At 65.4% G+C, this 12,666-nt stretch carries 14 protein-coding genes; 12 read left to right on the top strand and 2 right to left on the bottom strand.

The features are described 5' to 3' along the window. The first annotated feature begins 12 nt into the window (after nucleotides 1-12). The 7 genes from gspG to gspM are packed head-to-tail and all read left to right on the top strand — an operon-like array spanning nucleotide 13 to nucleotide 4,599. Entirely contained in the window at nucleotides 13-468 is a 456-nt protein-coding gene (gene gspG / locus L6639_RS30805) for a type II secretion system major pseudopilin GspG (RefSeq protein WP_237865138.1), read from the top strand. Beyond that, a complete protein-coding gene (locus tag L6639_RS30800) occupies nucleotides 431-940 on the top strand; it encodes a prepilin-type N-terminal cleavage/methylation domain-containing protein (protein WP_237865137.1) in 510 nt (169 codons plus the stop codon). The genes gspG and L6639_RS30800 overlap by 38 nt, the downstream gene beginning before the upstream one ends. Next, nucleotides 918-1,316 carry a type IV pilus modification PilV family protein gene (locus L6639_RS30795; protein WP_237865136.1) on the top strand — a complete coding sequence of 133 codons (399 nt, stop codon included), beginning with the start codon at nucleotides 918-920 and terminating at the stop codon, nucleotides 1,314-1,316. Before L6639_RS30800 ends, L6639_RS30795 begins: the two co-directional genes overlap by 23 nt. Before the next feature lie 29 nt (nucleotides 1,317-1,345). Beyond that, nucleotides 1,346-2,050 carry a general secretion pathway protein GspJ gene (locus L6639_RS30790; RefSeq protein WP_237865135.1) on the top strand — a complete coding sequence of 235 codons (705 nt, stop codon included), beginning with the start codon at nucleotides 1,346-1,348 and terminating at the stop codon, nucleotides 2,048-2,050. Then, a complete protein-coding gene (locus tag L6639_RS30785; protein WP_237865134.1) occupies nucleotides 2,047-2,961 on the top strand; it encodes a type II secretion system minor pseudopilin in 915 nt (304 codons plus the stop codon). The genes L6639_RS30790 and L6639_RS30785 overlap by 4 nt, the downstream gene beginning before the upstream one ends. Nucleotide 2,962: 1 nt before the next feature. Then, nucleotides 2,963-4,000 (top strand): PilN domain-containing protein, encoded by a 1,038-nt coding sequence (locus L6639_RS30780; RefSeq protein WP_237865133.1) that lies wholly within the window; start codon nucleotides 2,963-2,965, stop codon nucleotides 3,998-4,000. Beyond that, nucleotides 3,997-4,599: a type II secretion system protein GspM gene (gene gspM, locus L6639_RS30775; RefSeq protein WP_237865132.1), complete on the top strand. Its 603-nt coding sequence runs from the start codon at nucleotides 3,997-3,999 to the stop codon at nucleotides 4,597-4,599. Before L6639_RS30780 ends, gspM begins: the two co-directional genes overlap by 4 nt. A 9-nt stretch (nucleotides 4,600-4,608) precedes the next feature. Here gspM and L6639_RS30770 read toward each other — a convergent pair whose 3' ends face one another. Together L6639_RS30770 and L6639_RS30765 are read right to left on the bottom strand one after the other, a co-directional pair. Beyond that, nucleotides 4,609-8,211: an autotransporter outer membrane beta-barrel domain-containing protein gene (locus L6639_RS30770; RefSeq protein ID WP_237865130.1), complete on the bottom strand. Its 3,603-nt coding sequence runs from the start codon at nucleotides 8,209-8,211 to the stop codon at nucleotides 4,609-4,611. Next, nucleotides 8,204-8,359, bottom strand: coding sequence for a hypothetical protein (locus L6639_RS30765; protein WP_237865129.1), 156 nt, complete (start codon nucleotides 8,357-8,359; stop codon nucleotides 8,204-8,206). The genes L6639_RS30770 and L6639_RS30765 overlap by 8 nt, the downstream gene beginning before the upstream one ends. Before the next feature lie 133 nt (nucleotides 8,360-8,492). Here L6639_RS30765 and L6639_RS30760 point away from each other — a divergent pair, with 133 nt between their 5' ends. The 5 genes from L6639_RS30760 (at nucleotide 8,493) to L6639_RS43530 (ending at nucleotide 12,528) form a co-directional block, all read left to right on the top strand. Beyond that, nucleotides 8,493-9,194: a hypothetical protein gene (locus tag L6639_RS30760; protein WP_237865128.1), complete on the top strand. Its 702-nt coding sequence runs from the start codon at nucleotides 8,493-8,495 to the stop codon at nucleotides 9,192-9,194. Nucleotides 9,195-9,303: 109 nt separating this feature from the next. Further along, nucleotides 9,304-10,875, top strand: coding sequence for a polysaccharide biosynthesis protein (locus tag L6639_RS30755; protein ID WP_237865127.1), 1,572 nt, complete (start codon nucleotides 9,304-9,306; stop codon nucleotides 10,873-10,875). 81 nt (nucleotides 10,876-10,956) lie between these two features. After that, nucleotides 10,957-11,217, top strand: coding sequence for a hypothetical protein (locus L6639_RS30750; protein WP_237865126.1), 261 nt, complete (start codon nucleotides 10,957-10,959; stop codon nucleotides 11,215-11,217). A 272-nt stretch (nucleotides 11,218-11,489) separates the two neighbouring features. After that, nucleotides 11,490-11,975, top strand: coding sequence for a hypothetical protein (locus L6639_RS30745; protein WP_237865125.1), 486 nt, complete (start codon nucleotides 11,490-11,492; stop codon nucleotides 11,973-11,975). Continuing rightward, nucleotides 11,893-12,528, top strand: a complete 636-nt coding sequence (locus L6639_RS43530; protein ID WP_377818987.1) for a phosphorylase family protein — start codon at nucleotides 11,893-11,895, stop codon at nucleotides 12,526-12,528. The genes L6639_RS30745 and L6639_RS43530 overlap by 83 nt, the downstream gene beginning before the upstream one ends. The last annotated feature ends 138 nt before the right edge of the window (nucleotides 12,529-12,666 follow it).

Here is a 12,666-nt window from a genome sequence, read left to right as displayed (position 1 = left end):
GGGAGGCATGAAGTGACCAGACATCCACCGTCGAGGCGTCGTCCGCGGCGCGAGGCCCGCGGCGAGGCTGGCTTCACCCTGGTCGAGATGCTCGTCGTCATCACCATCATCGGCATGATCATGGCGCTGGTCGGCCCGCGCGTGCTGAACTATCTCAGCGAGTCCAAGGCCAAGGCGGCGAAGATCCAGATCGAAAGCTTCTCCAGTGCGCTCGATCTCTACTACCTCGATCTCGGCCGCTATCCGACCTCGAATGAAGGCCTCGCCGGACTGACGCGGAGCAACAACCACGCCGGCTGGAACGGGCCCTACCTGCGCGGTGGCGTGGTGCCCAACGATCCCTGGGGCCACGGCTACGTCTATCGGTCACCGGGCGCGAGCGCCCCCTACGACATTATCTCGCTCGGATCAGACGGGCAGGAAGGCGGCAGTGGAACAGCAGCCGACATCGTCAGCGGCGCGCGCTGAACCTGATGGTGATGTGCAAGGCTGCGATCAGCGGGGCTTCGCGCTGATCGAGATCCTGTGCGTGCTCGCGATCATCGGCCTGCTCGCAGCGATCATCCTGCCGGCGATCCCGCGCACGACCACCCGCGCCAAGCTCGAAAGCTATGCGGTCGAGACCGCGGCGCTGCTCAAATCCGATCGCAACTCCGCGCTGCGTCGCCAGGTCAGGGTTGCAACTCTGGTCGATGCGGAGGCGCGCGCGATCCGCTCCGGCGTCACCGGACAGACCATCCGCCTGCCGCGCGATGTCGTGGTGCAGGCGACGCTGGCCGCGCGCTGCGCCGATCGCGCCACGGGGCAGTCGATCGACTTCTTTCCGTCGGGCATGTCGTGCGGCGGGACGATCGTGCTGGCGCGACCCGGCATGGGCTATGAGGTGCGGGTCAACTGGCTGACCGGAGGTGTCGAGATTGTCCCGCAGAAGCTGCTCTAGCGGCGCCGCCGGCTTCACCTTGATCGAGACGCTGGTCGCGCTCGCGATCATCGCCATCGTGCTTGGAACCATCGGCTCGGTGATCTCGGTCACGGTCAGGGGCACGCGCTCGATCGACCAGCGTCTGGCCCTGTCAGGCACGGCGGAGACATTGCTTGCAGACTTGCCCGCGCGCGGACTTCTCAAGCCCGGCCGTCTGAACGGTCAGCTGGCCGGCAGCCGCTGGCGGGCCGACATCACGCCGATGAATGTCGCCGGCGGTAATCCCGCCACCGACCGTTTCGTGCCGCTTGCGGTCAATCTCCGCCTCCAGGGCGCTGACGGCGGCGCGATCCAGGTGACGACGGTGAAGCTGGTGCCAAGGTCGACGCAATGACCCACGCAATGACCTGCGCAACGAAACGGATGACGCAACGCCTGCGCCGCGTGGTCGCCTCCGAGGCGGGTTTCACGCTGCTCGAAGTCCTGCTGGCGACATTGCTGATGACCGTGATCCTGGCCGCGCTCGCGACAGTCACGGCGCAGTGGCTGCCGAACTGGAATCGTGGCATCGCGCGGGTGCAGCGCGCGGAGCGTCTCGCCACGGGGCTCGACCGCATCGTTGCAGACCTCTCCGTTGCCGAGCAGATGACCATCAATGGCGACGCCAAGCTGCCGCTGTTCGATGGTGCCGAACTGTCGGTGACGTTTCTGCGTACCTCGCTCGGCCCGAGCGCCCGCCCGGGCCTGGAATTCATCCGCTTCATCGAGAAGGCCGACGCACAGGGGTTGGCGCTGGTCCGCGAGCGCGCGCCGTTCCAGCCGATGCCCAGCGACGGCCAGATACGCTTCATCGACCAGGTGGTGCTGATCCGCGCGCCGTTCCGGGTCAGCTTCGGCTATGCCGGTCCTGATAGGACCTGGCAGCCGACCTGGCGCGGCCAGTCGCAATTGCCTGAACGCATCCGCATCACGGTGCGGGACGGCGCCTCCGGCCAGGTGCTGGCGGTGTCGGCGGCGACGGTGCCGCACATCAATGCGCCCGCCGAATGCGCGCGGGCCAAGAATCCGACGACCTGCGTGACGGGCCCAAATCCGCAGCAGGCACAGAAGCAGGAGCCGCAGCTGTGAGCGGCAGGGCTCAGGATCGAGCTGCAATTGGCGACGATCGCGGCTTCATCGTCGTCGTGGTGCTCTGGATGCTGGCCGCGCTCGCCACGCTCGCGCTGATCTACCTGACCTATGTCACCAACACGGCGGTGACGGTGGCCGTGAACACCGACCGACTGCAGGCCGACGCGCTGATGAACGCGGGGCTCGAGCTTACGGCCTATCGGCTTACCGCGCAGAGCGAGGCGACGCGCTCGACCAGCGGCACCTTCAACGCCCGCGTCGGGGCAGGCCTGATAGCCGTGACGTTCCGCTCGGAGGCTGCGCGCATCGATCTCAACGCGGCGCCGAAAGCAATCTTCATTGGCCTGATGACCGGGCTCGGCGTATCGGCGGCGGATGCGCCTGATTATGCCGACCGGATCCTGGCGTGGCGGACCTCGACGGAGCCCGGCCAGGACAATCCGGAGGACTCCTACTACCGCACGCTCGGCGCGTCCTATTTGCCGCGCCATGCACCGTTTCAGCACAGTGACGAGCTGTGGCTGGTGCGCGGCATTCCCCCCAACGTGATCGACCGCATGCTGCCCTTCGTCACGGTGTTCAGCAACATGCGCACCGTGAACGTGCTCGACGCCGCGCCGCAGGTGTTGGCGGCGCTGCCCGGCATGACCCCGGAGACCCTGCAACGGCTGCTGCGCGACCGCGCCGATCCCAGGGTCGACCCGCAATCGCTGGTCGGGCTGGCCGGCAGCGCGAGCGCGACGATCGAGGGCTCGAAGACCTACCGTGTGACGGTCGCAGCGGAAGCGCCGTCGCACCGGCGGAGTTCGGCCGAGATCGTCATCCTGCTTCTCGAAAGCGGCGATGAGCCCTATCGTGTATTGTCGTGGCACAACGCCTTTGATGGTTCCGCCGGAAAGCCTCTGTGAGATGAGTTCGCTCAGTTCCATCAGCGCCGTTTTCGATGCCTGGACCGGCACGGTGGCGGGTGCCGCGGTCTCCGGACTGGAGCGGATGGTGTCGCCGCGCCTGGTACGGCTGGTCGAGAGCGAGAGCGGCGCGTTCGCGCTGGAGGCCTCGAAGCCGGAGAATGCGCCCAAGGAAGTCGCGTTCGAGGACGGCAAGTTCACCGGCGCCAATCTCGCGCCAATTGTCCGCGGCTGCCGCGTCGAGATCGTGCTGCGGCCGGCCCGCTTCCTGTTCCGCCCGCTGGAGCTGCCGGCGCGCGCGGCCGATTTCCTCGACGGCATCGTGCGGGCGCAGATCGACCGGCTGACGCCGTGGAGCGCCGCGGAGGCGGTGTTCGGTTGCGGCGCGCCGGTGGCGCAGGGCAGCGAGAGCATCACCACGATGATTGCGGCGGCGCCGCGCCTGATGGCGATGGGCTATGTCGGGGCGCTGTCCGGCTTTCATCCGTCCGCGATCGCGGTCCTGACCGAGGCGGCTGAAGGCGGCCGCATCAAAGTGTTCGAGCAGAAATCGCGCGGCGCGATCGATCCGGTGCGGCTCAGCCGGACCCTGCAAGTGGTGCTGGCCGTCGCCGCGGTCACCGCCGTGCTGGGCTCAGTCGTCGCAGGCTATCTGGCCGACAGTCTGAGTGCGCAGGAGAGCGAGCTCGAGCAGCAGATCACCCAGCGCCGCGCCGCGATCCGTGGTGCCGACGGCGGCGAGCGCTCGCCGCTGGCGTTGCTGGAGCGGCGCAAATACGAGACGCCGGCGAGCGTGGTCGTGCTGGAATCGCTGAGCCGGTTGTTGCCTGACCACACCTACGTCACCGAGATGCATCTGGCCGGTAACAAGCTCCAGATCGCCGGTATCACCCGCGATGCGCCCTCGCTGATCCCGCTGATCGAGCAGTCCCAGCACTTCACCCGCGCGACCTTCTACGCTCCGACGACGCGCAGCCCCTCCGATCCCGGCGAGCGTTTCCACATCGAAGCGCAGGTCGAGGCGAGGAACGCGCCATGACCAGCGCAATGAAGAGCGGCGTGAGCAGCAGCGGGATCGCAAGCGGAAACGCGCTGGTGCGGTGGCTGAGCTCGCCGCTGATCGCGGTCACGCTCTATCTCGCGGTGACGGGCGCGCTGCTCTTGATGGCGGGGCTGTCGATCGCCGACGTGATCACCCATCGCCAGGCCCTGGCGCAGACCTCCGACCTGCTCGACCAGCTGCGCGGTCGCAAGGGCGCCGCCAAGAACGCCGCGGCCGCCCTGGCCGAGCATCCCGGCACGCCATTCCTGGAAGGGCCGACGGTGACGGTGGCGGGCGCCAATCTGTTGCAGCGGGTTGCGGCCGCCGTGGGCAATCAGGGCGGCTCGGTGCAGTCCTCGCAGGTGGACGTGTCGGGCGCGCAGACCAAGGATGGCTTCGTCGGCCTTGTCGTCAGCTGCGAGCTCGAGCAACCCGCGCTGCAGAAGGTGCTCTACGACCTCGAAGCCGGGATGCCGTTCCTGTTCGTCGATCAGCTCGACGTCCAGGTGCCGCAGACCACGGCACTGAGCGATGCCCCGAGCGGCCGCGTCAGGGTGATTTTGGGTGTTTCCGGCCAGTGGCAGGCGGTGAAGTAGGAAGGCAGCTCACCACGAGTACTTGAACACGCCCTTGCCGGAGTAGCTGGTGACGTTGCCGGAGAACTCGCCGTCGAATGTGCCGGCGATCGAGAAGCCGTTCAGCCATTTCATCTCGGCGCTGGCGCTCACCAGCGCGGAATCGGCGTCGACCCTGGCGCCGTTGACGACGAAGCTGGTGCCGGGCAGCGTCTGGAACAGCGCGGTGACGGCGCGGCTCGGATTGTAGTCGTGCGCCCAGGCGGCGCGGCCGCGCAAGGTCAGAACACCGTTCTGCATCGCATAGGATTTGTCGGTGCGCAGGCCGAGCTCGGAGCGGGTATCGGTCAGCGATTGCGAGGCGTAGTTCAGCGCAAACAGGCCGCCGCCATTGAGGCTGACTTCGGAATAGTTGGGCAGGTTGAAGTTCGTGACCTGCGCGGCCGCGTAGGGCGTGATGCCGACCAGCGGCGTGGTGAAGCGATAGCCGCCCTCGAAGCGCGCGGAGAACGTGTCGGCCTTGAAGCGGCCCTGGAGCTGGTCGGCGCCGATCACGGTGCGGTTGGTGGTGACGTCGTGCCAGCCATAGGCGAGGGCGGCCGAAATATAGGCGGGTCCGAAATTGTGTCGGCCGTAGGCGCCGGCCTGGAACAAGTCAGCCGAGCCCGTGCCCATCGCATTGGCAAGCGAGTAGTTCAGCCCGCCGCCGCCGAGCGCAAAGCCGACCAGCGTATCCATCGAAATCCTGTAGTCGGCGCCGGCCGCACCGCCCCAGACCCGTGCCGTCAGATCCTGCGAGCCGACCGCGGCATTGCCGCCGACCTGCGCCGAGCCGCCATAGCCGGCCGTCCAGACGCTCCAGCGATTGATCGGCTGCGCCGACAACAGCGGCGCCTTGGTCGCCATCGCAAAGGCCTCGCGCTCGCGCGCGGTGGCCGGGCGCATCGAGGCATAAGCATCGGCGTCATCGCTCTCGGCGAATTGCGCGACGCTGCCCGCCTTGGTGAAGCCGCTCGAGCGGCCCGCGATGGTCGGATCGAGCATCAGGTTGAGGAACTGGCCGTCGGCATTGATCGCGGACTGGATGATGCCGGTGCCGAGCTCGCCCGAGGCGGTGGTCAGCCCGGACGGCGTCAGCGCGACGAAGGCCGCCGGGATGCTGCCATTGGAATTGAAGAAGCTGGCAAGCGCGTTCGCGACGTTTTGCTGATTGACGCTGAGGCTGCCGCCGCTCGGCGTGAAGTCGACGCCGATGTTGAGGAAGACGTTGTTGCCGACGTAGCTCAGCGTCGCGTTGATCGTCGGCATGTTGGAGACGACGGCCGGATTGAAGGTGGTGCCGCCGAGGCCGCCGGCGGCGGTCAGGATCGTGTACTGCTTCTTGACGCTGCCGGAGCCGAAGATCGCGCTCACCGTCGCGCCGCCGAGCGTGGCCGCGCCTGTGACGTTGGTGAGGCTGGCAGTGCTGGAGGAAACGTGCACCATATAGGTCGAGGCGGCGGTGAAGCTCAGCGACCCGTTGACCGCCAGCGTGCCGATCGCGCCCGCGTGGCCCGGCGCCAGCGTGCCGCCGGTGACCGCGACGTTGCCGACGGTGCCGGTGCCTGCGAGCGTGCCGCCGGCATTGACGGTGCTGGCGCTGACGATCGAGCCGTCGACCTGCAGCCTGCCGCCGTTGACAGTGGTCGCGCCGGTGTAGGTGTTGGCGCCGGTCAGGGTTTCCGCGCCGCCGGCCATGGTGAGGCCGCCGCCCGCGCCGCCGTCGCCGATGATGCCGGCGAAGGTGCTGTTGCCGCCCGTGATGGTCAGCGTGTCGGCGCCGAGATTGACGTTGCCCGAGCCCGACAGCGATTTGATCGAGGTGCCGGCGGCCAGGCCCGAGATGTCGAAGATGCCGTTGGCGATGACATTGCTCGAGGTCGCAATGCTGCCGTCGCTGCCGCCGTTGGTGAGATCGAGCTCGCCGCCTGCCGCGATGGTCGTGGTGCCGGTGTAGGTATTGATGCCGGAGAGCTGCTGCAAGGCGCCGTTCGCGATGACGAGGTTGCCGCCGGTGCCGCCCGCGATGCCACCATCCTGGATCACGCCGCCGTACAGGCTTCCGGTGGTGATCGTCAGCGTCTTCGATCCCAGCGAAACGAAGCTGCCGCTGGTGGCGGAGACCAGCGCGTTCGCGGTCGCGCCGGAGGTCGTCTGCGAAATGTCGAATGTCCCGCCAGCGCCGGGCGTGAACGTGACGCTCGCCGAGCTCGCGATCGATCCGCTGCCTTTCAGCGCCAGAGTCGCGCCCGCATCGATCTGCGTCGCGTTCGTGTAGGTGTTCACGCCGGACAGCGTCTGTGTTCCCCCGAAGACCTCGGACCCGCCGGTGCCCTGGATCACGCCCGCGAACTCGGTCGAGCCGTTAACGATGAACAGGTTCGTGTTGCCCAAATTGACGATGCCGCTCGAATTGCCGGCGAGCGTGTTGATCACGGCGGGAACTCCCGGATTCATCCCGGAAACATCGAACGTCGCGTTCACCGTCACGACGCTCGATGACGAGATGTCGGCGAAGCCTGACAGCGCCAGCGTTCCCGCCGAGACCGTCGTCGCGCCGGTGTAGGTATTGCCGCCGGTCAGCGTCAGCGTGCCGGTGCCGACCTTGGTCAGGCCGCCGCCGGTGCCGGAGATGACGCCGTCGACCTGGGTCGAGGTGTTGAGGCTGCCGGTGGTCAGCGTGCTGGCGCCGAGCACATAGTTGCCTGCGCCTTCGATCGAGCCTGCGGTCGTGCCGCCATTGGTCAGGCCGGAAAAGTCGACCGTGCCGCCGGCATTGGTGATGAAGCGTGCGTTGCCGCCGCTCGCCGTGCCGCTGAAGGTCGTGGTGGCGAGATTGTTGGTCGTTATGGTGGAATTGCCCCCGGTGGCGGAACCGTCGAAGTTCAGCGAGCCGCTGTTGGCGATGCTTGAGGTGCCAGCGGTGGTGTTGTTGTGGAAGTTCAGCGTTGCGGATGCCGCGTTGTTGATCGTGGAGCCGGCGGCCGTCGCGTTGATGAAGAAGTCGATCTGGCCGTTCGCATTGTTGGTGATTTGCGAGGTGCCAGCCGAGGCGAAATCCTCGAACGTCACGAAGCTGTTGTTGATGAGGGTGACCGTTCCAGCCGTGCTGTTCTGGATGAAGTTGACGGTACCGCCGGTCGCGTTGGTGATGATCACCGCACCGGTGCCGCCGCTCGCGGTGCTGTTCTGCTGAAACACCAGATTGTTGCCGGACGTGACCGCGAAATTCTGCGTATTGCCGGAATTGTTGATAATGCCTGTCCCGTTGATGATGAACGGGTTACCGACCGTGACCGTATAGGCCTGAGCGGTGCCGTTGAACAGGACCGTGCCGATCGTGATGATGCCGTTGTTGTTGTCGACGGCCGCGCTTCCGGTGTTGCCGAAGGTTGCGGTCCCGTCCGGCACGGTGGGGCTCGACCAGTTCGCCGGATCGGTCCAGTCGGAGGTGGCGCCAACCCAGTTGCCGTCCACCGCATGCGCAACGACGACGCCGAGCGCCGTGGTCGCCAGCAAGGTCGCCAGTGAATGCTTGATGACGGCGCGCAGCCGGCCACCAACCCTTCCAGGCGCAATGATCGAATCAGCCATCGGCCCTTCGCAAATCGCTAAAGCAAATCGGGAGCGAGTCCGCCCCGGCGCAATGATCCCACAGCGTCGCGGCGAGCAGCAATGAACGGGCGTCAATTTGCTTGAAGTTCCTGCCTGTTTCCTTTGCAATTTCAGCGATCGTGGCCATTGGGCAACATTTTGGGTGCATCGCAGCATGACGTGCGATGAACCGCCGCGGAGCGGGTTGATGGCGAGGCCCATCAGAACTAGGTTGCTCCAGCAGGGTTGCCGCGGGCCGGGTTGGCTACAAGGGACTTTCGATGTCGAGATGGCTGAGAGCGACAGGGGTTGCCGCGCTATGCGCGGTGTTCGGCGTTGCCGGGGCTATCGCTGCGACCTCCTCGCGCTTGGACATTCTCCCCGACGAGACTGCCGGCAGCCCCGCCGAGAGCGTTGAGGTCGGCGCGGTCAGGCCGATCGTCCGCACCGAGCGAAATGAAAGCAAGCCGGCCCCCCGCGGCAACCCGCTGTGGTCGGTGCCGCTGTCGGTGCTGACAGTCACCCAGGAGCGACCGATCTTCTCCGCCACGCGGCGGCCGCCGCCGCCTGCGGTCGCAGCCGCGCCGGTCGACGAGGCTCGCGCGCCGTCGCTGCCAAAGCCCGTTGAAGCGCCGCCGCCGCTGGCGCTGGTCGGGGCCGTGGTGGGCGAGGGCGATGCCATCGCGATCCTGGTCAACCGCACCGACCAGAAGGTCGTCCGCCTGCGCCAAGGCGAATCGGTCGGTGGCTGGTCATTGACCTCGGTGCAGCCGCGCGAGGTGACGTTCAAGCAGGGCGATCGGAGCGAGGTGATTGCACTCCAGCGGCCGGACGGGACGACGGCCCCTGCGGGATCGCCCGCAACAAATGCGGCGCCCCGGGATGGCGGCGGCAAGCTGACGATGCCGACCAACGCCAACACGTCGTTCGCGCCCTTCGTGTCGCGCTCGACGCCGAAGAACGGCGAGGCGGACGGGCTCTGAGCGCGCTGCACCGGACCGCGTGCCGGAGGCGAATCGGACGCCATTGCGCAAGCCCTTCAACCGCCTTAAGAGGCGGCTTCAACGCCCTGATCGCCGGGAAGGATGCGGCTTGACCGACACGCAGACTGACGCGCCCGGCAAGGCCGATGGTCCTGATGGTGCCGGGCGCGCCCGCCGGCTCATTCACGGCTGGTCGGCGAACCTGGCGCAGATGGGGCTGGGGCTGACGCAGCAATTGCTGCTGATCCCGGCATTCCTGCATGTATGGAGCGGCGACATGCTCGCGGCGTGGCTCGCCATCTATGCCGCGGGCGGCCTCGTCGTCTTGGCGGACGGAGGCCTGCAGCTTCGCGCGATCAACCGGTTTCTCGTCTTCAGGTCCTGCGCCGATTGCGACGGGCGCACCGCGCGTTTCTACCGCGCCATGCTGCGGATCTATCTTGCCATTGTCGCAGGTCTCGCCGTGCTCTTGTGCGCGGCCATTTCGCTGGCGCCGCCCTCGGCAGTACTTGGTTTTCACGCGACGCCGACCTTCGATGCCGCGATGCTGGTGATGACGCTCGGCATGGTCTTGTGCCTGCCCGCCAACCTTGCCTCCGGTCTCTATCGCGTGCGCGGCTTTTACGGCCGCGTCATCTGGCTGCAAAACGCCGCCCTGCTGCTTGGCCAGATCGCGCAGCTTGTCGCGCTGTTCACGGTCGGAAGCCTGCTCGCGGTGGCGATCGCATACGTCGCGATGCAGCTGCTGTTCACGATCTTCGTCGTCGCCTTCGACGCGCCGCGCCTGTTTCCGTTCCTGGGCCGGGCCACGAAGCCTGCTCATGTCGCCTCGTCATGGCGCTGGAGCATGGGACAGCTCGGACGTGCGCTGCCCTTTGCGGTCGCCAACGTCACCGAGCTTGCGCTCGTCAACGTTCCGGTCCTGCTCGTCTCTGCGCTCGTCGCCGACCGCGTCACGGTGGCGCAATGGGGACTAACGCGCGTGATCGCGAGCCTGGTGCGCGGGCTCTGTCTCCAGGTCGCCTTACCGTTCGGCGCCGAGCTCGGCCACGATTACGCGATCGGCGACATCGAGCGGCTGCGCCGCCACTACGCCTATGGATCGGTTTTCGTGACGGGGCTCGCGTGCCTCGTCGTTTCTGCCATGCTGCCGTTCTGGCCCGACTTCTTCGCGCTATGGACCCACGGCAGCATTCCCTATGACGGTCCGCTTGCGGTGACGCTGCTGCTCGGGTCGGCTGCGGTCGCGCCGTCGCTGCTGGCGCTGGTCTTCGCCAGTCACAGCAATCGCGGCGAGCTCCTGATCCGGATCAAGGGGCTTCAGCTCGTCGTGTTCCTGACTTTGTCGTTCGCGCTGATCCCGCGGCTCGGACCGCTCGGCGCTGCGTTCGCGGTGGTCGCGAGCGACATCCTCATCCAGTTCGGCCTGCTCGGATGGGTGATCATGCGGCAAACCTTGCGCGGACCGTTCAGGCACATTGCGTTCCTGCTGCTCATGGCCGTCGCCATCGTGGCGTCGGGCTGGCTGATCGGCCGCGTGATCACCTCGCTCGTGCCGGGGAGTGGGCTCGCGCACTTCATCGCGGAATGCGCGGCCTGGCTGGTCGTCGTCGGTGCGCTTGCAAGCCCGCTGTTGAGCAAGGCGCTCCGCGAGCGCCTGCGGGCGCTGGTGCCGGCCTAGCTTAGGTTGTGAAGCCAACATCTTGACACCGCGCAATGGTCGATCGACCCGGACCCTGCAAAAGTTAAGCTTGGTGAGAAGGTGACATGGTTACTTTCATGGCCGAACTCTCCCACCCGGCTCGTTCGCTGGACGATCTATTTTGGGCCCTTTCGTGAGCTAGATCTTCAAACGACGACCGGTAATCCGACTTCCGTCGGCAATACCAATCACTCCGGTGTCATAGGGCCGTTCGTTGCGGAAGATCCCGGCGAATACAAGTACGGCATCAGCGTCACCGATGCCGATACTGACGTCGATATCGAAGACGAAGATCCGAAACTGATCGTCAGTCAGCCATAGTGCGCCTGAGATGCTTTATCATATCGAGGTCTCAGTTTTGGCGCCAACCTCGATGCCAAGATTCTGGACGCTGTCAGCATCCTCAACTCGGTCCAGAAAGATTTCGAGTTCGCCTTGGCACCCGAGCGCCTCCGCTCGTTCGCCTATGATTTTACAAGGGAGGAGTATCTCTCAACGGAGATGTGGAGTCGTCTCGACGAGTATCGTACAGCGGCCAGAGCCCCGCGGCCTTACGTCATTGCCGTGGTCGACCAGAAGCTCCGGTCGGACAGATGGGGAACCTGTTTGGAGCAAACCGAGCTTGTCGCGGACTCGCAGCCATCACTTTGCGAGATTGGCATTTCTATGCAGATTCTCACCGCTCCTTCTTGTGTTATTATTTCATCCGCTATGCGCTGAGCTTTGTCGACCCCAAAATCAAGTCTCACCGTGAGACCCGCGATTGCTTCTTTGACTTCAAAGGGCACCGGCGCGACCTTGAAAAGTCGCTGTCCTCGGGCCGCATTTGCGAGCAGCACACCGAAGAGCTGAACAAGGTGTTGAATCCGGAAACCAGGGAGTCTGTTAACGAGATGGTTTCAATTATGAAAGCTCAGCACGCGAAATCAAACGAAATGCTACCCGCAGGTTCCCTCAAAGCGGCTACCCAGATCGGAATTATCGCCATTCGGCCTGATGAGTTTCGCTCCGTTTTGGACCACCCGCGCCGAAGGAAAGAACCAATATTACGAACACGCACGGCCTCGGGACGGGGATGAGATCGGTGTTGCCATCACCAAGTCTCCTGAACAGGGGCAGATCGCGGCTCAAGCGACAGCCAACAATATGATTATGGAGCTTGCGCCGCGATGGATTCTTTTGGTTGGGATCGCTGGAGGGATTCCGGACGCTGAATATTCACTTGGCGATGTCGTGCTTTCAAGCAGGGTCTACGACTTTTCCGTAACGGCGGCTTTTGAGGGAGGGGCATCCGCGTATCAACAGCAAGGAGGACCTCCGCATATGAGGTCAACAAGCTCCTGGCCCATCTCTCGGCGATGGAAAAGGATTTCGGCGACTGGAATTTGGTGGAGTCTTTGGGAATGGCGAGGCCGGTTGAGACGGTACCCCGTGCACCGGGCAAGCGTTACTATGGCGATGCGAAGTGGAAAGCGAAGGTTTACAAATCCATTAAGGCCAATTTTGCGGGTGAGGCAGCCCATCGCCGCCCCGTTACCTCGTTGCAGCTACCATCGCAAGCAACACGCTCGTGAAAGACACTGCACTTGCCCGGCAATGGGGGCAATCGGCGCGCCATGCGAGCGCGGTTGAAATGGAGCTGGGCGGAATCTATATGGCCGGGGCCGGCACGACGCGAGTCCTCGCCATACGTGGCCTCAGCAATATTGCCGGGTACGATCGCAATCACGACTGGACGGAATTCGCCTGCAGGTCAGCAGCCTCTCTTAC

Origin of the sequence: Bradyrhizobium zhengyangense (assembly GCF_022012555.1) — a bacterium.
Taxonomy (GTDB): domain Bacteria; phylum Pseudomonadota; class Alphaproteobacteria; order Rhizobiales; family Xanthobacteraceae; genus Bradyrhizobium; species Bradyrhizobium zhengyangense.
The sequence above is the reverse complement of the archived record's forward strand: the minus strand, read 5'-3'. Positions and strand labels throughout refer to the sequence as shown.